This is a genomic window from Maritimibacter sp. DP1N21-5, assembly GCF_019218295.1.
Classification (GTDB): Bacteria; Pseudomonadota; Alphaproteobacteria; order Rhodobacterales; family Rhodobacteraceae; genus Maritimibacter.
In genome coordinates this window covers 1,238,220-1,255,422 of sequence record NZ_JAHUZF010000006.1, presented here as the reverse complement: position 1 = coordinate 1,255,422, position 17,203 = coordinate 1,238,220, and the positions used below count along the sequence as shown (strand labels likewise).

Genomic DNA, 17,203 nt, shown 5'->3' with positions numbered 1-17,203 from the left:
CGGCACTGACGTTGCGTGAAAGGCCGTCCTCAGGGGGCGGCCTTTTGCATTTCCGGGGGTAGGGTGGCCCGAAAGGGAGGACCACATGACCCACCACACCGGCTTCGAAGGCGACGCCTTCGCGCAACTCCGTGCCATCGACCGCGCGGGACCCATCCATATGCTCAACCTCGTCAAGCTGCGCGACCGCGCCCTCTATGACGATGGACGCGCCGCAACCGGGGCTGAGGCCTATGCCGCCTATTCCCGCGAAAGCGCCCCCATCTTCGGGCGCGAGGGCGGTCGCATCGTCTGGTCAGGGCGCATGGAATTCATGCTGATCGGCCCCGCCGACGAACATTGGGACCTCTGCTTCATCGCCGAATACCCCAGCGCCGAGGCCTTCGTCGCGATGATCAAGGATCCGACCTACCGCAAGGCCATGGCGCATCGTCAGGCGGCAGTGGAAACGTCGCGCCTCATCCGCATGGAACCCGGCAAGGCCGGCGGCGGCTTTGGCTGACCCATGGCCTTCACTGCTTCTTAAATACCTCGGGGGTGTGGGGGCAGAGCCCCCACCTCGGTCGGATCTTGCAAAGCAAGATTCGAAACGAAAGAAGCGGACCCGAAGGCCCGCTCCCGATCTCTCACCCTCGCCTGACGCTCAGGCGCGCACGACCTCGCCGCCCGCCATCTGCCAGTGGCCCAGGCCGCCAATGTTGGTCACGTCGAAGCCGTAGCCCGCGAGCACCTGAGCCGCCATCGAGGATCGCGCGCCCGAGGCACAGTAGATCGCCACGGGCCTGTCGAGCGACAGCGCCGCGTTGAATTCGGGGGAGCGCGGATCGCCCTGCATGCGGATCACGGCAAGCGGGATATGCACCGCGCCCTTGGCCTTGCCCGACATGGCAAGCTCTCCCGCGTCGCGCACGTCGACGACGGTGATCTCTCCGGAGGCGGCCTTGGCGACCGCTTCCTGCGGGCTCATGCCCGATTTCGCGGCACGGCCGCCCAGTAGTCCAAACATTCTCGCATCCTTGACATTCGCCCGAGCGGGCGTGTTTCGCTGTTGGAGACGATAATATTCACTAAGTTGAATATGTCAAGGGCCCATCGTGTCGGCACAGGGTTCACTCCACCGTGAAGGGCACGCGGGCGAGCACCCGGTCCACGTCGCCGTCGAGGATATAGCGCAGCTCGTAGGTGCCCGGTGTCTCCGGCACGTCGACCTCCACGGTCTCGCCGCGATTGGTATAGGCGTAGTCCTCGTAGGTGCCCGGGTCGTCCTCCGGCCGGGCGATGGTCACGTAATCCCGGCGATACCCCGGTCCCTCCCAGGTGATCGCGATGCTGCTTTCACGCCGCTCGCCCGTGAGACTGGCGGTCACCTCCTCCACGGTGATCGGGCGGCGGGTGATGATGGTGACGGGGCGACCGGTGAGCACATATTGAAGTTCATAATCTCCCGGCGTCGCCGGCAGGTCGATCTCGAGCGGATTGCCGCGATTTATGTATTCATAGTTCACGTAATCGCCCGCCTCGGACCCGGGTTCGGCGACGGCGATGTAGTCGTTTCGCGTCTCAGGCCCGGTCCAGTCAACCTTGAGCGGCGCACCCGCCGGGGCCCTGTCGGGCGCGGAGAGCGTAGCTTCTGCTGCCTCCACCGTGATCGGTGCGGCCGCGAGCATCGTGTAGTCGGCATTGGCGATGTAGCGGATTTCGTAGCTCCCCGGCGTCGTTGGCGCCTCGATCTTCAGGGGCGATCCCTCCTTCGTGTAGGTATAGGTGACATAGGTCCCGTCGTCCGATCCAGCCTCGGCGAAGCTGATGAAATCGCTGGCGTAACCAGGGCCGGTCCACTCCACGCTCACGTCCGTACCCGCAAGCGCCGTCGCCGGCGCCGTCACTTGCGCGCCCACCTCGGTCAGGGTGATCGCCTGCCGTGCCAGAACGGTGCGATTCTGGTTCAGGACATAGCGGATTTCATAGTCGCCGGGTTCGATGGGCGTCTCGACCTTGAGCGGATTGGTGCCGCGTGTGTAGGAGTATGTCTCGTATCCGTCGTCGTCGTCGGCACGCGCGATCGAGATATAGTCGTTCTGGGCATCGGGGCCCTGCCACGTGACCTCGATCTCCGACCCGGCCACGGCTTCGGTCGGTCCCGACACGCTCACGCTCGCCGCGGCGACCTCGAAGGGGGCCGAGCGACCCGCGACCGTGCCGGAGGCTGCCAGCACGTAGCGCAACTCGTAGGTGCCGGGCTCCGAGGGCATGACGAGGGGCAGGGGGCTGCCTTCCCGGGTGTATTCATAGGTTTCATATTGGCCGTCTTCGGCGTCGGTGGTCGAGACCGTGATGAAGTCGCCCTGATAGTCCGGCCCTTCCCACGCGATCTCGGGCGTGGTGCCCACGCTCGCCCCCTCGGGCGCGCTCAGCGAGATCGTGAGCGGCGTGACTTCGATCTCGGTCCGTCCAAGCGCCTGAAGCCCCTTGGCCAGAACATATCGGATCTCGGCGGGGCCCGGGGTGGGCGGCATCCGGACCTCGACCGTGTCGCCCTCGGCGTCGGCCACATAGCTGTATTCGACGTAATGCCCGTCCTCCGAGCCGATCTCGGCGGAAGCGATGTAATCGCCGTCGCCGCGCGGCCCGGTGAAGGTCACGGGAACCATCGATCCCGCCGGCGCCGAGGCCGGCGCCTCGACCGTCGCGGGCGGGGCGTATTTCGGCAAGATCACTTCGACCACCTGCGATGCTGTCCCAACGGTGAAACGGGCTTCGACCACTTCCTCGTCGAGCAGTCGGGTGACCGTGGCGAGGCCCTCCATACCAGGCGCGATCTCGAGTACCGGCGAGGCGTCGTCGCTGCCTTCGGCAAGGGTCGCGTCGCCTGCGGTGATGGTCCAGACGATGTCGCGGTTCATGACGACACCGCCCGGTCCATCCACGGCGCGGAAGGTTACGGTGATCGCTTCCGGTTCAGGCTCCGGGACAGGGGCGGTCGCCACCTCGGTCAGCGCCTGCGCGAGTTCGCCCGCGTCCGAGGCCGTGCGGAAACTGCCGCCGGTCTCATCGGCCAGACACTGAAGCTGCGCCCGCGTCTCGGCGTCGGCCACGTCGAATCCGATCACATGGGCGGTGAAGTTGACGCCTGTCGTCTCGAGTTGCCGTCCCACTTCGCAGGGGTCGAAATCGCAGGTTTCGATCCCGTCCGACACGAGGATCACGGTGGCCGCCTCCTCGGAGTATTTCAGCGCTTCGGCGGCCTGGACCACGGCCGCGGAGAGCGGCGTTTTCCCCTTCGGGTTCAGCGCATTGACGGCATCGGCAATGGCCGCCCGGTCAGCGCCCGGTTCCGCGAGAAGCTCGATATCGCCGCAATCGCCCTTGGTGCGGTGGCCATAGGCGACGAGGCCGAGCGCCTGATCCTCGGGCAGGGTGCCCAGGAGATTGGTGACCACGTCGCGGGCGATGACGATCTTGTTGACCCCGTCGATCTGCCCCCACATGGACCCGGAGGCGTCGAGCACCAGAATGGCCTGTGGACGCTCGGTGGCCTCCTGCGCCTGTGCCGTGACGACGGCGGAAAGAGTGAAAAGGGCGGTTAGCAAGATGCGTAGCATGCGGTTTTCCGTCAAAGGTCTATCGGCAAAAAATCACCGAAACCCTACTCACTGGGAGCGATTCTGCAAAAGCCTAGTTTGCCGGAATTTTGTTCACCCTTCGTTCACTTTTTTGGTTTGCGGTCGCGCCGTGATGCCCTATCTAATGAGTTTGTCTTTCCAAGGCGCGATGCAGGTGGGATCCATGGCCGAACAGAAGTTCATCGAAGTGCGCGGTGCGCGCGAACACAATCTCAAGAACATCGACGTGGACATCCCCCGCGACGAGCTCGTCGTGATCACCGGGCTTTCCGGGTCGGGAAAATCCTCGCTCGCCTTCGACACGATCTATGCCGAAGGGCAGCGCCGCTATGTCGAGAGCCTCTCGGCCTATGCGCGGCAGTTCCTCGACATGATGGAAAAGCCGGACGTGGACCATATCTCGGGTCTCAGCCCGGCGATCTCGATCGAACAGAAGACGACGTCCAAGAACCCGCGTTCGACCGTCGGCACGGTGACGGAAATCTACGACTACATGCGCCTGCTCTATGCCCGCGCCGGCACGCCCTATTCGCCCGCCACGGGCCTGCCCATCGAGGCGCAGCAGGTGCAGGACATGGTGGACCGCGTGATGACGATGGAGGAGGGCACGCGTGCCTATCTGCTCGCGCCCATCGTGCGCGACCGGAAGGGCGAATATCGCAAGGAATTTCAGGAGCTTCGCAAGCAGGGCTTCCAGCGGGTCAAGGTCAATGGCGCCTTCTACGAGCTCGAGGAGCCGCCGGTGCTCGACAAGAAATTCCGCCATGACATCGACGTGGTCGTGGACCGGATCGTCGTGCGCGAGGGGATGGAGCAGCGGCTGGCGGACAGCTTCCGCACCGCGCTCGACCTTGCCGACGGGATCGCCGTTCTGGAGACGGCCCCGAACGAGGACGAGGGCGAACCGGAACGCATGACCTTCTCCGAGAAATTCGCCTGTCCGGTGTCAGGCTTCACGATCCCGGAAATCGAGCCGCGACTCTTCTCCTTCAACGCTCCGTTCGGGGCCTGCCCAGTCTGTGACGGCCTCGGGCAGGAACTTTTCTTCGACGAACGTCTCGTGGTGCCGGATGCGACGCTCAAGGTCTATGACGGCGCCATCGCGCCTTGGCGGAAGGGTAAGTCGCCCTATTTCCGCCAGACCATCGAGTCCATCGCCAAACACTACGGCTTCAACAAGGACGCGCCGTGGAAATCGCTGCCGGAGGACGTGCAGAAGGTGTTTCTGTTCGGCTCCGGCGACGAAGAGATCAAGTTCCGCTTTGACGAGGGCGGGCGGGTCTACGAGGTGTCGCGCCCCTTCGAGGGCGTCATCCCGAACATGGAACGCCGCTACCGCGAAACGGATTCGAGCTGGGTGCGCGAGGAGTTCGAACGGTACCAGAACAACCGTCCTTGCGGGGCCTGCGGCGGTTATCGCCTGCGGGAAGAGGCACTGGCGGTCAAGATCGCTGGCCTTCACGTGGGCCAGGTGGTCGAGATGTCGATCAGGGAAGCCTTCGACTGGTGCGAAAGCGTGCCTGCGGCCCTGTCGAAGCAGAAGAACGAAATCGCCCGCGCGATCCTGAAGGAAATCCGCGAACGTCTGGGGTTCCTGAACAACGTGGGGCTCGAATACCTCACCCTCAGCCGCAATTCAGGCACGCTCTCCGGCGGCGAAAGCCAGCGCATCCGTCTCGCGAGCCAGATCGGCTCCGGCCTGACCGGCGTGCTCTACGTGCTCGACGAACCCTCGATCGGGCTGCACCAGCGCGACAACGGGCGGTTGCTCACGACGCTGAAGAACCTGCGCGATCAGGGCAACACGGTGATCGTGGTGGAACACGACGAGGAAGCGATCCGCGAGGCGGATTATGTCTTCGACATCGGCCCGGGCGCCGGGGTGCATGGCGGGCAGGTCTGCTCCAAGGGCACGCCGGACGAGGTCGCCGCCGACCCCGCTTCGCTCACCGGGCAATACCTGTCGGGCAAGCGCGAGATCGCTGTGCCCGTCGATCGTCGCAAGGGCAATGGCAAGAAGGTGACCGTGGTCAAGGCGACGGGCAACAACCTCAAGGAGGTGACGGCCGACTTCCCGCTGGGCAAGTTCGTCTGCGTCACCGGCGTGTCGGGCGGCGGCAAGTCGACCCTGACCATCGAGACGCTGTTCAAGACGGCCTCCATGCGTCTCAACGGTGCCCGCCAGACGCCTGCGCCCTGCGAGACGATCAAGGGGCTCGAACATCTCGACAAGGTCATCGACATCGACCAGCGTCCTATCGGGCGCACGCCGCGCAGTAACCCTGCCACCTATACCGGGGCCTTCACCCCGATCCGCGACTGGTTCGCAGGGCTGCCCGAGGCCAAAGCGCGCGGCTACAAGCCGGGGCGGTTTTCCTTCAACGTCAAGGGCGGGCGCTGCGAGGCCTGTCAGGGCGACGGCGTCATCAAGATCGAGATGCACTTCCTGCCCGACGTTTATGTCGAATGTGAAACCTGCAAGGGCAAGCGCTACAACCGCGAGACCCTGGAGGTGACTTTCAAGGGCAAGTCCATCGCGGACGTGCTCGACATGACCGTGGAGGAAGCGCAGACCTTCTTTACCGCCGTTCCAGCCATCCGCGAGAAGATGGATGCGCTGATGCGTGTGGGGCTCGGCTATATCAAGGTCGGTCAGCAGGCGACGACGCTGTCGGGCGGCGAGGCGCAGCGGGTGAAGCTGTCCAAGGAGCTGTCGAAGCGCTCCACGGGCCGCACGCTCTATATCCTCGACGAGCCGACGACGGGGCTCCACTTCGAGGACGTGAAGAAGCTGCTTGAAGTGCTGCACGAGCTTGTGGATCAGGGCAATTCGGTCGTGGTGATCGAGCACAACCTCGACGTGGTGAAGACGGCGGACTGGATCCTCGACATCGGGCCTGAGGGCGGCGATGGCGGCGGCACGCTGGTGGCCACCGGCACGCCCGAGGATGTGGCGGGCGTCGAAACGAGTCACACCGGACGCTACCTTGTCGAGATGCTGAATCCGAAGCGCGCCCCGAAAACCACGGCGGCGGAATGACCGGCGAAGCCCGGGTCGTGCCCGCAGCGCTGGCGGTCTGCCTGCGCGAGGGGCGGGTCCTGCTCGTCCGGCGGCGCAATCCGCCGGACGCGGGGCTCTGGGGGTTTCCGGGCGGCAAGGTCGATCCGGGCGAGCACGCGGGTTCCGCGGCCGTTCGGGAGCTGTTCGAGGAAACCGGCATCCGGGCGACCGAGGGCCCGCTTCTGGGCGTGACCCCGGTCCGGCAGGAAGGCTTTGCCTTCGACCTGCACGGCTATCTCTGCATCTATCAGTCAGGCAATGCGGTGGCGGCGGACGATGTGGACGCCGCCGAATGGGTCGCCTTCGACGAGGTCATGACAGGAACGCGGCCCATGTCGGCGCGGGTGGACGAAGTTCTGCGCGCGGCCCTAGGCGTGTCGTAACCCGCCGGGCGGCACGCGAATCCACTCGACCACCATGAGCACCGCAAGAACGAGCGCGCCCGCAGCAGCGAGCCAGGCGACGCCTTGCACGTCTCCCCAGTTCTTCACCGCGATAGCGACGAGCGCCCAGATCGTGCTGGCGAAATAGAGTGGTTCGTCTTGACGCATGCCGTGGATGACAAGCGCGGTCGCGAGGGCGAGCACGATGCTGACATAGGCCCAGGGCACTTCGGTGAAGCCGATTCCGTAGCCCGCGCCCAACATTCCGAGCGAGGCATAGGCCGCAGCGGTGAGCCAGCCTGCATAAAGCGCCACCGGCACCCGGGCGAGCCAGCGGTCGCGCGCGGGCGTCCGGGCGAGTGCGACGGCGGCGGCGAAGAGCATCGCGAAGATGAGGATCGTCGCCCAGATCGCCGAGATCAGGGCGACCGGCAACCAGGCGACACCGATCACGAGCGACACGAGCAGCGGCAGACGATGCGCGTCCCAGTCCGGCGCGTCGTGGCGTCTGAGCAGCCCGAATCCGGTCGAAACGATGAGCCAGAGGTAGATAAGGCCCCAGATGGCGAAGGCATAGCCCGCGGGCTGAACCGGCGGGTCCACCTGCGGATTGGGATAGAGGTTCGGGTCGAAGCCGCCAAAGCCGGGGGTCATGAAGGGACCGAGCGCAAAGGCCACGGCGGCGACGAAGAGAAGCACGGATTTGGCACGCATGAAGCACCTTCCTTTCAGGAAGACTACGCGCGAGGCCGGGCTTTGGTTCAGGACTTTGCGCGCCGATAGTGCCGCAGGACATAGAGCCGGATGGCGGAGGCAAGGCCCGAAGACACGCCGCGAGCTTCGTCGATTTCGGTGGCCAGTTCGTTGATGCCCTTGCCCTCGGCCTCCGCGATTTCGCGGAACGCCTGCCAGAACTCGTCCTCGAGCGACACCGAGGTGCGATGTCCCCGGAGCGTCACCGAATGCTTGCGCGGGCGGGCGTCGGTCATGCCTCGGGTTCGTCCTTGCGGTGCGCGTCGAGGATGCGTCTCGCGCGTGCGGCGTCGGCCTTCTCCACGACTTTCTGCGCCTTGGTTCGGCCGAACTTCACCGCGTTTTCATCGGCTTGAGCGCGCTTTTCGGCGCGGGCGCGGGCCTTGCGGATCTGGTTGAGGTTGGTGATCTTTGCCATTCAGCGTCTGTCCTGCGTCTTGATCCCGGCGCGGGGCCGTTCGAAGGGGCGGGAGCGAGAGACGCTCCGCGAGATGTTTATGAAGCAGGGAAGTTGCGAAGTCAGGGTTTTTTGTGGAGCCGCGCCGCGCGTCCACCCCGGCGGCGGGCGAGCATGGGGGCGCGGTCGGGAAGGGCATCCATGATCAGGCGACGCTCGGTGTCGCTGAGGCGCGACCAGCGGGCGATTTCGTCGATGGTGCGATAGCAGCCGATGCAAAGCCGCATCTCCGGGTGGATCTGGCAGACCTTGGTGCAGGGCGACAGTGGTTCGTCGCGGGTCCAGACGTCGTCGGTCACAGGTGGCGCATCCTGTCCAGGGCGCCCTGCAGGATCACGCCGGCAGCCACATGGTCGATCACGCCCGCGCGCTTGGCGCGGGAGGTGTCGGCCTCGATCAGCGCGCGTTCGGCGGCGACGGTGGAGAGGCGTTCGTCCCAGAAGGTGATCGGGAGATCCGTGAGCCGCGCCAGGTTCCGGGCGAAGGCGCGGGTCGCCTGACAGCGTGGACCTTCAGAGCCGTCCATGTTGCGGGGAAGGCCCAGCACGAGACCGGCGATGTCGCGTTTTGCGGCGATGGCCAGAAGCGCCTCGGCATCCGGCGTGAACTTCTTGCGCCGGATCGTCTCGAGCGGTGTCGCGACTTGGCGCATGCCGTCGGACACGGCAACGCCGATGGTCTTGTCGCCATAGTCGAGGCCAGCGACCGCGCGCATCGCTGGCAGTGCTGCCGCGAAGTCGACGATGTCCTCGTGGATCATTCCGGCACCGTGAGTCCTGCGGCCGTGCCGGCCGCTTCGACAGTGGCGAGGTCGGCAGGGCTGTTGGCGAAGCTCCCGCGTGCCTCGTCGAGGATCGCCTGCGCCTGTTCGGTCTCGCCCAGAACGGCGAGGGCATTGATCAGGCGGGCGAATTCCTCGGCGCTGCCGCCTTGCGTGGCGAGCCGCTCCATGAGGCCGTCGACCATGCCCCGGATCATCTGTTGCTGGTCCTCGTCCGAGAGGGTCAGCGCCTCGCGCATCTGCTCGGCGGTCGGGCCGGGGGAAGGGGTGCGGTCGGGCAGCGTGTAGTTCACGCCGGCAAGCTGGGCGAGATCCTCGATCTGGGCGGCGATGGGGGCCATCCAGGGGCTTTCCACGGGCGAGGTCTCGTAAAGCACCTTCCACAGCCGGAACGCGAGGTCGGGGCGCCCGTTCTGGGCGAACATGAGCCCGGAGTAATACCGCGCCACTTCGTTATTCGGATTGACCTTCAGCGCGGCATCGAGTGCGGCTTCGGCCTCGGGCGAGACATAGCCGCCTGCGGCCATGATCATGAGCTCGGCCAGATCGGCGTGGTCGGACGGCGCGGCGGTGTCGCCCATGACTTCGACCAGCCGCTTCTGCGCGGCATAGGCGGCCTTGTAGTTGCCCAGCATCGCCTCGTGCCGGGCCAGCAGCGTCAGGCCCTGCACATCGCCCGGACGGCGCTCGACAGCGGTGCGCAATTGCGTGACCAGGTCTATGTAGTCCTGATCAACGTCCTCGGCCGGGCCGGTCCACGGCGGCATCTGCGCCTCGATCTCGGCCTGGCCGGGTCGGGTGGCGCGGCGTTCTTCGGCCATTTCCTTGCGCATCTGCAACGGCATGTCCCAATATTGCGGCGCGCCAAGGTCGGAATAAAGCCAGAGCCCGCCCCCCAGAACCAGAAGCGCCATCGCGCCGGCGCCGAGGACATTGGCCCTGCGCGGGGCAGAGGAGGCGCCGGTGGACACCTGTGCCGCGCGGTCCGCTTCGAGCAGCCGGCGCGAGATTTCCACCCGCGTCCGCTCGGCGTCTTCCGGCGCGACGGTACCGCGCGCGACATCGCGGTCGAGTTCCGTCAGCTGGTCACGATAGACCTTCATGTCGAATTCCGCCGTGGCCCGCGCGGTGTCGCGTGCGGGGGCGAAGAGCGCGTAGCCCAGAGACAGAACGATCACGAGGGCGGCCAGCGCGGCGAGGATCCAGAAGCCCATGCTTCCTCCCAGAAAAAGTCACATCCGTTTAGCGGCATATGCGGCGTCGCAAAACCCCCTGCGACGTTGCATCCCGTCACCCCGCAAAAAGGTGATGTCGCATTTGTGCGTCTTGGTGCCGTTCGCCGTGTTGGCGCCGCAACGCAGAACGCTATGGTCGGCGCGAACCCGGACCCCGAAAGGATTCGCATGAAACGCTATTCGGCCTTTGCCATCGCCCGAGAAGGGCTTCGCTATCAACAGGGATGGGAGAAGGCCTGGGGCAATCCGGAGCCGAAGAAACACTACGACGCGATCGTCGTGGGGGCCGGTGGCCACGGGCTCGCCACCGCTTACTACCTTGGCAAGAACCACGGCATCACCAATGTCGCGGTGCTGGAAAAAGGCTGGCTCGGCGGCGGCAACACCGGGCGCAACACGACGATCATTCGCTCGAACTACCTGCAAGACCCCTCGGCCGCGATCTATGAAAAGGCGCGTTCGCTCTACGAGACGATGAGCCAGGACCTGAACATGAACGTCATGTTCTCGCCCCGTGGCGTCATCATGCTGGCCCAGACCCATCACGAGGTGCGCGGCTACCAGCGCACGGCCCATGCGAATGCGCTTCAGGGCGTGGCGACCCAGTTCATCGGGCCGGAAAAGGTCAAGGAACTCGTGCCGATCATCAACATCGACGGGCCGCGCTATCCGGTGCTGGGCGGGCTCTGGCAGCCGCGCGGGGGCACCGCGCGTCACGATGCGGTGGCCTGGGGCTATGCGCGTGCCTGCGCCGGCATGGGCATGGACATCATTCAGAACTGCGCCGTGACGGGGATCGAGACCGAGGGTGGACAGGTCAAGGCCGTGAACACCTCCAAGGGCCGGATCGAGACCGGCAAGCTCGCGGTCGTGGTCGCCGGGCATTCCTCGGAACTGGCCGAGATGGCGGGCTTCCGTCTGCCCATCGAATCGGTCGCGCTTCAGGCGCTCGTGTCCGAGCCGATCAAACCCTGCATGGACGTGGTCGTCATGGCGAACACCGTCCACGGCTATATGTCGCAGTCCGACAAAGGCGAGATGGTCATCGGCGGCGGCACCGACGGGTTCAACAACTACACCCAGCGCGGCAGCTTCCATCACATCGAGGAAACCGTCCGCGCGTTGATCGAGACCTTCCCGATGATCTCGCGGCTGAAGATGCTGCGCCAATGGGGCGGGATCGTGGACATGACCGGCGACCGCTCGCCGCTGATCTCCAAGACCCCCGTGGGCGGCATCTTCGTCAACTGCGGCTGGGGCACCGGCGGGTTCAAGGCGATCCCCGGCTCCGGCTGGGCGATGGCCGATCTGGTCGCGAAAGGCGAACCCGGACCCCTGGCCGCGGCCTTCAGCATCGACCGCTTCCGCGAAGGGCGCTTCATCGACGAAAGCGTCGCGGCCGGCGTCGCGCACTGACGGTTCGGGGCAATGTCCATCTTCTCGTTCTCCCCGCGTTCCGACTTCAGCGCCCGGGCCGTCCTGCCCGGGTTGGCCGAGGTGCGGCAATGATCTGCCGGTCAGCGCATAGCCCCTTGCCGCGCCGGAACCGCGAGGTTCTGTCCGACGTTCTGTCTCCAACTGCACAAAGCATTGGAGATCAGAAATGCCGGACTATGAACCCCCGCGCCCGCCGCGCGATGAAACACGTGACTACACGCATAACACCACCACCACGACCACGACGGACCGCGGTGGAAACACAGGCATGGCTTTCGTCGTCGGCATTCTCGTCGTCGTCGTGGCCGCGATCGCCTTCTTCGTCTTTGACGGTAACGACGCGACCGAAACCGCTGGCTCGGATGTCGACGTCACTATCGACGGTGCGGACGACACGGCTGCGGACACGGGCGCAACAATGGACGAGCCTGACACCGCGATCGGCGAAGCTTCGACTGACGTCGGGGATCCGGTGGAAGACACTGACGAAGACGTGGACGCTGCTGCCAACGACGCGGCCAACTAAGGCTTTTGCGTCGTCCGACGCGGCCCTGCGGGGCGCGTCCCATGATTGTTTGAACCCGGCTCTCTGTGAGGGCCGGGTTTTCTGCGCGTTCCGTCGCCTCCGGTGCGCGCAAGATGCACTAGTCCCCCATGCCCCGCGTGTCGCCGCCCCGGCGGCACCCGCCTACCGAAAGGAGCCCGCCCCGTGCTGATCCTCACTTGTCCCTATTGCGGCGTGGACGCCTGCGAGACGGAGCTTGCCCCCGGTGGCGAGGCCCATGTGAAGCGGGCCGGCCCCGGTTCCGACGACGCGGCCTTCGAGAGCTACATGTTCGACCGCGCCAACCCCAAGGGCGCGCATCTTGAGCGCTGGCGGCACGCTTATGGTTGCGGGAAGTGGTTCCTTGCCGCGCGCGATACCGTGACGCTTCAGGTCTTTGGCACCTATCCCGCCCAGACCACCGAGCCGCCCGCCAATGTGCTGGCCGAAATCCGTAAAGTGCACCCGAACTGGGAGTGGAGCGCATGAGTTATCGTCTGGACGGCAAGGGTCGGCTCCTCGACCGCAGCAAGAAACTTCGTTTCACCTTCAACGGGCGCCAGATGTCCGGCTACGCGGGCGACACCCTAGCCTCCGCGCTTCTGGGCGAAGGTCAGGTCATGCAGGGGCGGTCTTTCAAATATCACCGACCGCGTGGCGTCGTCGCCTCGGGTGTGGAAGAGCCGAACGCGCTCATGAATCTCGGCACGGGTGCGCGGTTCGAGCCGAACCAGCGCGCCACCACGACACCGCTTTTCGACGGGCTGACCGCCCGAAGCCAGAACCACTGGCCCTCGCTCGATTTCGACATCGGCGCGGTGAACGACCTTGCCGCGCGGTTCCTGTCGGCAGGCTTCTACTACAAGACCTTCATGTTCCCGCGCTTTGCCTGGCACAAGCTCTACGAGCCCTTCATCCGGCAATCCGCGGGCCTCGGCGCCGTTCCGAAAGAGCCGGACGCGGATACCTATGAACACACCTACCACCACACCGACGTGCTGATCATCGGCGGTGGTGTCGCCGGGCTCGCGGCGGCCAAGGCCGCGGCGGCGGGCGGCGTGCGCGTCATGGTGCTGGAACAGACCCCGCATTGGGGCGGTCGCGCGCCAGTTGACGGGGGCGAGATCGACGGTATGTCGCCGGAGGACTGGATCAAGGCCACGGTCGAAGATCTTGAAAAGGCAGAGAATGTCACGCTGCGCCTGAACTGCATGGGGGCAGGGGTCTATGACCACGGCTACGTGCTGGGCTACGAGCGTCTCGCCGATGCGACTCCCGCCGACGGTCGCCCGCGCCACCGCCTCTGGCGTATCCGGACCCGCCAGATCGTGACCGCGACCGGCGCCATCGAGCGGCCTTTGTCGTTCCCCGGCAACGATGTTCCGGGCGTGATGCTCGCCTCGGCGGTGCGCGACTATGTCGTGAACTGGGGCGTCGCCCCGGGCAAGCGCGTCGTCGTCGTGACCAACAACGACGATGCCTACCTCACCGCCGAAGTCTTGAAGGAGAACGGCATCGAGGTGCCCGCGATCATCGACGCGCGGCCTACTGTGACCAACCCGCGTGCCGGACGCCTGCGCAAACAGGGCGTGCAGATCCTGACCGGCAAGGCGATTGCCGGCGTGAAGGGCAAGCGCGTGGTCCAGTCGGTGCTGGTCAGCGAGCTTGCCGGGGCCGGTGGCGCGGGCGAGGTCATCGCCTGTGACGCGGTGGCCATGTCGGGCGGCTGGTCGCCGGTCGTGCACCTGTGGTCTCATTGCGGCGGCAAACTCCTCTGGGACGAGCGCGAAGCGATGTTCGTTCCCGATGCGACCCGGCCGCCGAAAGGCGCCGACGGGGCGGGCTTTGTCTCGACCGCCGGCGCGTCTTCCGGCAAGCTCTGGCTCGCCGATGCTGTCGCCGATGCTTTCGAGGCGGGCCGTCAGGCCGCCAAGGCGGCGGGCGGCACGCTCACCCGCAAGGCCGCGCCCAAGGTGCCCGAAGTCAGCCGCCAGCCGATCATGCCGGTCTGGATCATGCCCACGGGCGCCGGCCCCGAGAAGCGCATGAAAATGTGGCTCGATTACCAGAACGATGTGAAGGTCTCGGACGTTCAGCTTGCGGCCCGCGAGGGGTATGCGAGCGTCGAGCACACCAAGCGCTACACCACGCTCGGTATGGCCACGGATCAGGGGAAACTTTCCAATATCAATGGCTTGGCCATTCTTTCTGATGCATTGGGTCAAGGCATTCCGCAGACTGGCACCACCACCTTCCGCCCGCCCTATACGCCCATCTCCATGGGCGCGATCGGCGGCGAGGCGCGCGGGCCGCTCTTTCAGCCGATCCGCCAGACGCCGATGGCCGACTGGCACCAGAGCCACGGCGCGGATTGGGAGCCGGTGGGCCACTGGCGCCGCGTCTATGCCTACCAGCGCCCCGGCGAGACGGTGCATGAGGCGGTCAACCGCGAAATCCTGAACACGCGGCAGAACGTCGGCATGCTCGATGCGTCCACGCTGGGCAAGATCCTCGTCAAAGGGCCGGACGCGGGCAAGTTCCTCGACATGCTCTATACGAACATGATGTCGACGCTCCCTGTCGGTAAATGCCGCTATGGCCTCATGTGCAACGAGAACGGGTTTCTGTCGGATGACGGGGTGGTCGTGCGCCTGTCCGAGGACAGTTGGCTCTGCCATACCACAACGGGCGGGGCTGACCGCATCCACGGGCACATGGAGGACTGGCTCCAGTGCGAATGGTGGGACTGGCAGGTCTATACGGCGAACCTGACCGAGCAATACGCGCAGGTCGCCGTGGCCGGACCCAACGCCCGCAAGGTGCTCGAAGCGCTTGGCGGCATGGATGTGTCGAAGGACGCGATGCCGTTCATGACCTGGGCCGAGGGCACGCTGGGCGGTTTTCCGGCGCGGGTCTATCGCATCAGCTTCTCGGGAGAGCTCGCCTATGAGATCGCCGTGCCTGCCAACCACGGCGCCGCACTGTGGGAGAAGCTGATCGAGGTCGGCGCGGACTTCGATCTTGCTCCCTATGGCACCGAGGCGATGCACATCATGCGGGCCGAGAAGGGCTTCATCATGATCGGTGATGAAAGCGACGGCACGGTCATCCCGCAGGACCTTGGCCTCGGCTGGGCGATCTCGAAGAAAAAATCCGACTACCTCGGCAAACGCGCGCAGGAACGTGTCGATATGGCCCGGCCCGACCGCTGGCAGCTCGTGGGCCTCGCCACGCTCGACGGCACAGTGATCCCGGACGGGGCTTATTGCGTGGCCCCCGGCGTGAACGCCAACGGCCAACGCAACATGATCGGGCGCGTTACCTCGACCTACTACAGCCCCACCGTGGGCAAGGGGATTGCGATGGGCCTGATCGAACGGGGGCCGGAGCGTATGGGCGAGGTCGTCGATTTCGGAACCCTCGACGGCACGGGAACGATTATCAAGGCCAAGATCGTGGACCCGGTGTTCTATGACAAGGAAGGAGCCAAGGCCGATGTCTGATCCTGTTTCGGTGATGCCCGTTTCCGTAATGAAAGGGGCCATGTCCCAGGGGTTCGCCACGGTGCGCGACACCGGACCGCGCGGCATGATCACCCTGCGCGGCAAGGGCGAGACGCTGAGTGCCTTCGCCCGCGTTATGGGCGTGGCCCTGCCTGACACACTGGGCGTGTCGCAGGGCGAGGGCGCCGCGCTCGCCTGGATGTCGCCGGACGAGCTTATGGTGATTTGCGACTACGACGCCGCACCGGGGCTTGCCGCGCAGCTTTCGGCCTCGGTCGAAGGTCAACATGCTTTGGTCGCTGTCGTGTCCGATGCCCGGTCGATCTTCGCGGTGGAAGGCAAGCTCGCGGGTGACGTGCTCGCCAAAGTCTCGCCCGCCGAGGTCGGCGCGGTCGCTCCGGGTCAGATCCGACGCACCCGTTTCGCACAGGTCGCGGGCGCCTTCTGGCCGACCGAGGCCGGGTTCGCGGCGATGTGTTTTCGCAGCCAGTCGGTCTATGTCTTCGGTCTGCTCACGAACGCCGCCAAGCAGGGCTCGGAACTGAAGCTCTGAATGAAAAACCACCCATCGCCCCCTGGACGCGGGGGCGATGGGTGCGCGTCATGCCGCCGTTGCCGTGGCGCGCAAGAAAGTCCAACGCCGGAACACGCGCTCCAGTTCCGCACAATACGTGTTTGCCGGCAATGACCTGTATTCCCGAGCATTTCCGTCGGTCCCCCTTGACCTCCCGTGTCTGTCGCGCCCATCTAGGCACCAACAGACACTTCAACGAACAGGGGGCCCAAATGGCTTTTGAACTTCCCGATCTTCCCTACGCCCACGACGCGCTGGCCGATCTCGGCATGTCGAAGGAGACGATGGAGTATCACCACGACATCCACCACAAGGCCTATGTCGACAACGGCAACAAGCTGATTGCCGGGACCGAGTGGGAAGGCAAGTCGGTCGAAGAGATCGTCAAGGGCACCTACGACGCGAATGCCGTGGCGCAGTCCGGCATCTTCAACAACGCCTCGCAGCACTGGAATCACACGCAGTTCTGGGAAATGATGGGCCCGCAGGACGGCATGCCGGGTGAAGTCGAAAAGGCGCTCACCGAAGCCTTCGGGTCGGTCGACAAGTTCAAGGAAGACTTCGCCGGCGCCGGCGCCGGTCAGTTCGGCTCGGGCTGGGCCTGGCTCGTCAAGGACACCGACGGGTCGCTCAAGGTCACCAAGACCGAAAACGGCGTGAACCCGCTCTGCTTCGGCCAGACCGCGCTGCTGGGCTGCGACGTGTGGGAACACTCCTACTACATCGACTTCCGCAACAAGCGTCCCGCCTACCTCACGAACTTCCTCGACAAGCTCGTGAACTGGGAAAACGTCGCCTCGCGGATGTGATCCGCGCCGAGGCACAGACCAGAACGCCCGCCGTATCCCTGCG

General features: G+C 65.5%; 17 protein-coding genes. 9 read left to right on the top strand and 8 right to left on the bottom strand.

The window, feature by feature from the left end; translation table 11 throughout:
• Positions 1–85: 85 nt before the first annotated feature.
• Positions 86–502: a DUF1330 domain-containing protein gene (locus KJP29_RS13825; protein ID WP_218464120.1), complete on the top strand. Its 417-nt coding sequence runs from the start codon at positions 86–88 to the stop codon at positions 500–502.
• A gap of 141 nt (positions 503–643) precedes the next feature.
• On the opposite strand, the gene KJP29_RS13820 is transcribed toward KJP29_RS13825, so the two are convergent.
• The gene (locus KJP29_RS13820; RefSeq protein WP_218464119.1) at positions 644–1,006 is read right to left on the bottom strand and encodes a rhodanese-like domain-containing protein; all 363 of its coding nucleotides are present in this window, start codon (positions 1,004–1,006) and stop codon (positions 644–646) included.
• 103 nt (positions 1,007–1,109) lie between these two features.
• Complete coding sequence (locus tag KJP29_RS13815; RefSeq protein ID WP_218464118.1) at positions 1,110–3,602, bottom strand: VWA domain-containing protein; 2,493 nt, start codon at positions 3,600–3,602, stop codon at positions 1,110–1,112.
• Positions 3,603–3,786: 184 nt separating this feature from the next.
• On the opposite strand from KJP29_RS13815, the gene uvrA reads away from it, so the two are divergent.
• Positions 3,787–6,663 carry an excinuclease ABC subunit UvrA gene (gene uvrA / locus KJP29_RS13810; RefSeq protein WP_218464117.1) on the top strand — a complete coding sequence of 959 codons (2,877 nt, stop codon included), beginning with the start codon at positions 3,787–3,789 and terminating at the stop codon, positions 6,661–6,663.
• Positions 6,660–7,067, top strand: coding sequence for an NUDIX domain-containing protein (locus KJP29_RS13805; RefSeq protein WP_218464116.1), 408 nt, complete (start codon positions 6,660–6,662; stop codon positions 7,065–7,067). The genes uvrA and KJP29_RS13805 overlap by 4 nt, the downstream gene beginning before the upstream one ends.
• Here the strand turns inward: KJP29_RS13805 and KJP29_RS13800 are convergent.
• The 6 genes from KJP29_RS13800 to ccmI all read right to left on the bottom strand — a co-directional run bounded on the left by KJP29_RS13800 (position 7,053) and on the right by ccmI (position 10,272).
• On the bottom strand, positions 7,053–7,781 hold the full coding sequence (locus tag KJP29_RS13800; RefSeq protein WP_218464115.1) for a tryptophan-rich sensory protein: 729 nt from the start codon (positions 7,779–7,781) through the stop codon (positions 7,053–7,055). The genes KJP29_RS13805 and KJP29_RS13800 overlap by 15 nt on opposite strands.
• A gap of 47 nt (positions 7,782–7,828) precedes the next feature.
• Positions 7,829–8,056 carry a ribbon-helix-helix domain-containing protein gene (locus tag KJP29_RS13795; RefSeq protein ID WP_218464114.1) on the bottom strand — a complete coding sequence of 76 codons (228 nt, stop codon included), beginning with the start codon at positions 8,054–8,056 and terminating at the stop codon, positions 7,829–7,831.
• Positions 8,053–8,238, bottom strand: a complete 186-nt coding sequence (locus KJP29_RS13790; protein WP_218464113.1) for a DUF4169 family protein — start codon at positions 8,236–8,238, stop codon at positions 8,053–8,055. Before KJP29_RS13790 ends, KJP29_RS13795 begins: the two co-directional genes overlap by 4 nt.
• Before the next feature lie 101 nt (positions 8,239–8,339).
• Positions 8,340–8,576: a DUF1289 domain-containing protein gene (locus tag KJP29_RS13785; protein ID WP_218464112.1), complete on the bottom strand. Its 237-nt coding sequence runs from the start codon at positions 8,574–8,576 to the stop codon at positions 8,340–8,342.
• Positions 8,573–9,037 carry a Holliday junction resolvase RuvX gene (ruvX, locus tag KJP29_RS13780; protein ID WP_218464111.1) on the bottom strand — a complete coding sequence of 155 codons (465 nt, stop codon included), beginning with the start codon at positions 9,035–9,037 and terminating at the stop codon, positions 8,573–8,575. The genes KJP29_RS13785 and ruvX overlap by 4 nt, the downstream gene beginning before the upstream one ends.
• Complete coding sequence (gene ccmI / locus KJP29_RS13775; protein WP_218464110.1) at positions 9,034–10,272, bottom strand: c-type cytochrome biogenesis protein CcmI; 1,239 nt, start codon at positions 10,270–10,272, stop codon at positions 9,034–9,036. The genes ruvX and ccmI overlap by 4 nt, the downstream gene beginning before the upstream one ends.
• A 189-nt stretch (positions 10,273–10,461) precedes the next feature.
• Between ccmI and KJP29_RS13770 the strand changes: the two genes are divergently transcribed.
• From KJP29_RS13770 to KJP29_RS13745, 6 genes are all read left to right on the top strand, one after another.
• Positions 10,462–11,709: a sarcosine oxidase subunit beta family protein gene (locus KJP29_RS13770; RefSeq protein WP_218464109.1), complete on the top strand. Its 1,248-nt coding sequence runs from the start codon at positions 10,462–10,464 to the stop codon at positions 11,707–11,709.
• A 187-nt stretch (positions 11,710–11,896) separates the two neighbouring features.
• Positions 11,897–12,256, top strand: coding sequence for a hypothetical protein (locus KJP29_RS13765; protein WP_218464108.1), 360 nt, complete (start codon positions 11,897–11,899; stop codon positions 12,254–12,256).
• Positions 12,257–12,439: 183 nt separating this feature from the next.
• On the top strand, positions 12,440–12,763 hold the full coding sequence (locus tag KJP29_RS13760) for a sarcosine oxidase subunit delta (RefSeq protein ID WP_218464107.1): 324 nt from the start codon (positions 12,440–12,442) through the stop codon (positions 12,761–12,763).
• On the top strand, positions 12,760–15,777 hold the full coding sequence (locus KJP29_RS13755; protein ID WP_218464106.1) for a sarcosine oxidase subunit alpha family protein: 3,018 nt from the start codon (positions 12,760–12,762) through the stop codon (positions 15,775–15,777). The genes KJP29_RS13760 and KJP29_RS13755 overlap by 4 nt, the downstream gene beginning before the upstream one ends.
• Before the next feature lie 40 nt (positions 15,778–15,817).
• Positions 15,818–16,330 carry a sarcosine oxidase subunit gamma gene (locus KJP29_RS13750; protein WP_255553617.1) on the top strand — a complete coding sequence of 171 codons (513 nt, stop codon included), beginning with the start codon at positions 15,818–15,820 and terminating at the stop codon, positions 16,328–16,330.
• Positions 16,331–16,563: 233 nt separating this feature from the next.
• Complete coding sequence (locus KJP29_RS13745; protein ID WP_218464105.1) at positions 16,564–17,160, top strand: superoxide dismutase; 597 nt, start codon at positions 16,564–16,566, stop codon at positions 17,158–17,160.
• Positions 17,161–17,203 lie beyond the last annotated feature (43 nt).

Excerpts from the sequence above, each read along its gene's own strand:
- ccmI (WP_218464110.1), bottom strand. The coding sequence starts at position 10,272 with ATGGGCTTCTGGATCCTCGCCGCGCTGGCCGCCCTCGTGATCGTTCTG.
- ruvX (WP_218464111.1), bottom strand. The coding sequence starts at position 9,037 with ATGATCCACGAGGACATCGTCGACTTCGCGGCAGCACTGCCAGCGATG.
- KJP29_RS13765 (WP_218464108.1), top strand. The coding sequence starts at position 11,897 with ATGCCGGACTATGAACCCCCGCGCCCGCCGCGCGATGAAACACGTGAC.
- KJP29_RS13815 (WP_218464118.1), bottom strand. The coding sequence starts at position 3,602 with ATGCTACGCATCTTGCTAACCGCCCTTTTCACTCTTTCCGCCGTCGTC.
- KJP29_RS13790 (WP_218464113.1), bottom strand. The coding sequence starts at position 8,238 with ATGGCAAAGATCACCAACCTCAACCAGATCCGCAAGGCCCGCGCCCGC.
- KJP29_RS13750 (WP_255553617.1), top strand. The coding sequence starts at position 15,818 with ATGTCCCAGGGGTTCGCCACGGTGCGCGACACCGGACCGCGCGGCATG.
- KJP29_RS13800 (WP_218464115.1), bottom strand. The coding sequence starts at position 7,781 with ATGCGTGCCAAATCCGTGCTTCTCTTCGTCGCCGCCGTGGCCTTTGCG.
- KJP29_RS13755 (WP_218464106.1), top strand. The coding sequence starts at position 12,760 with ATGAGTTATCGTCTGGACGGCAAGGGTCGGCTCCTCGACCGCAGCAAG.
- uvrA (WP_218464117.1), top strand. The coding sequence starts at position 3,787 with ATGGCCGAACAGAAGTTCATCGAAGTGCGCGGTGCGCGCGAACACAAT.
- KJP29_RS13825 (WP_218464120.1), top strand. The coding sequence starts at position 86 with ATGACCCACCACACCGGCTTCGAAGGCGACGCCTTCGCGCAACTCCGT.
- KJP29_RS13795 (WP_218464114.1), bottom strand. The coding sequence starts at position 8,056 with ATGACCGACGCCCGCCCGCGCAAGCATTCGGTGACGCTCCGGGGACAT.
- KJP29_RS13820 (WP_218464119.1), bottom strand. The coding sequence starts at position 1,006 with ATGTTTGGACTACTGGGCGGCCGTGCCGCGAAATCGGGCATGAGCCCG.
- KJP29_RS13770 (WP_218464109.1), top strand. The coding sequence starts at position 10,462 with ATGAAACGCTATTCGGCCTTTGCCATCGCCCGAGAAGGGCTTCGCTAT.
- KJP29_RS13745 (WP_218464105.1), top strand. The coding sequence starts at position 16,564 with ATGGCTTTTGAACTTCCCGATCTTCCCTACGCCCACGACGCGCTGGCC.
- KJP29_RS13805 (WP_218464116.1), top strand. The coding sequence starts at position 6,660 with ATGACCGGCGAAGCCCGGGTCGTGCCCGCAGCGCTGGCGGTCTGCCTG.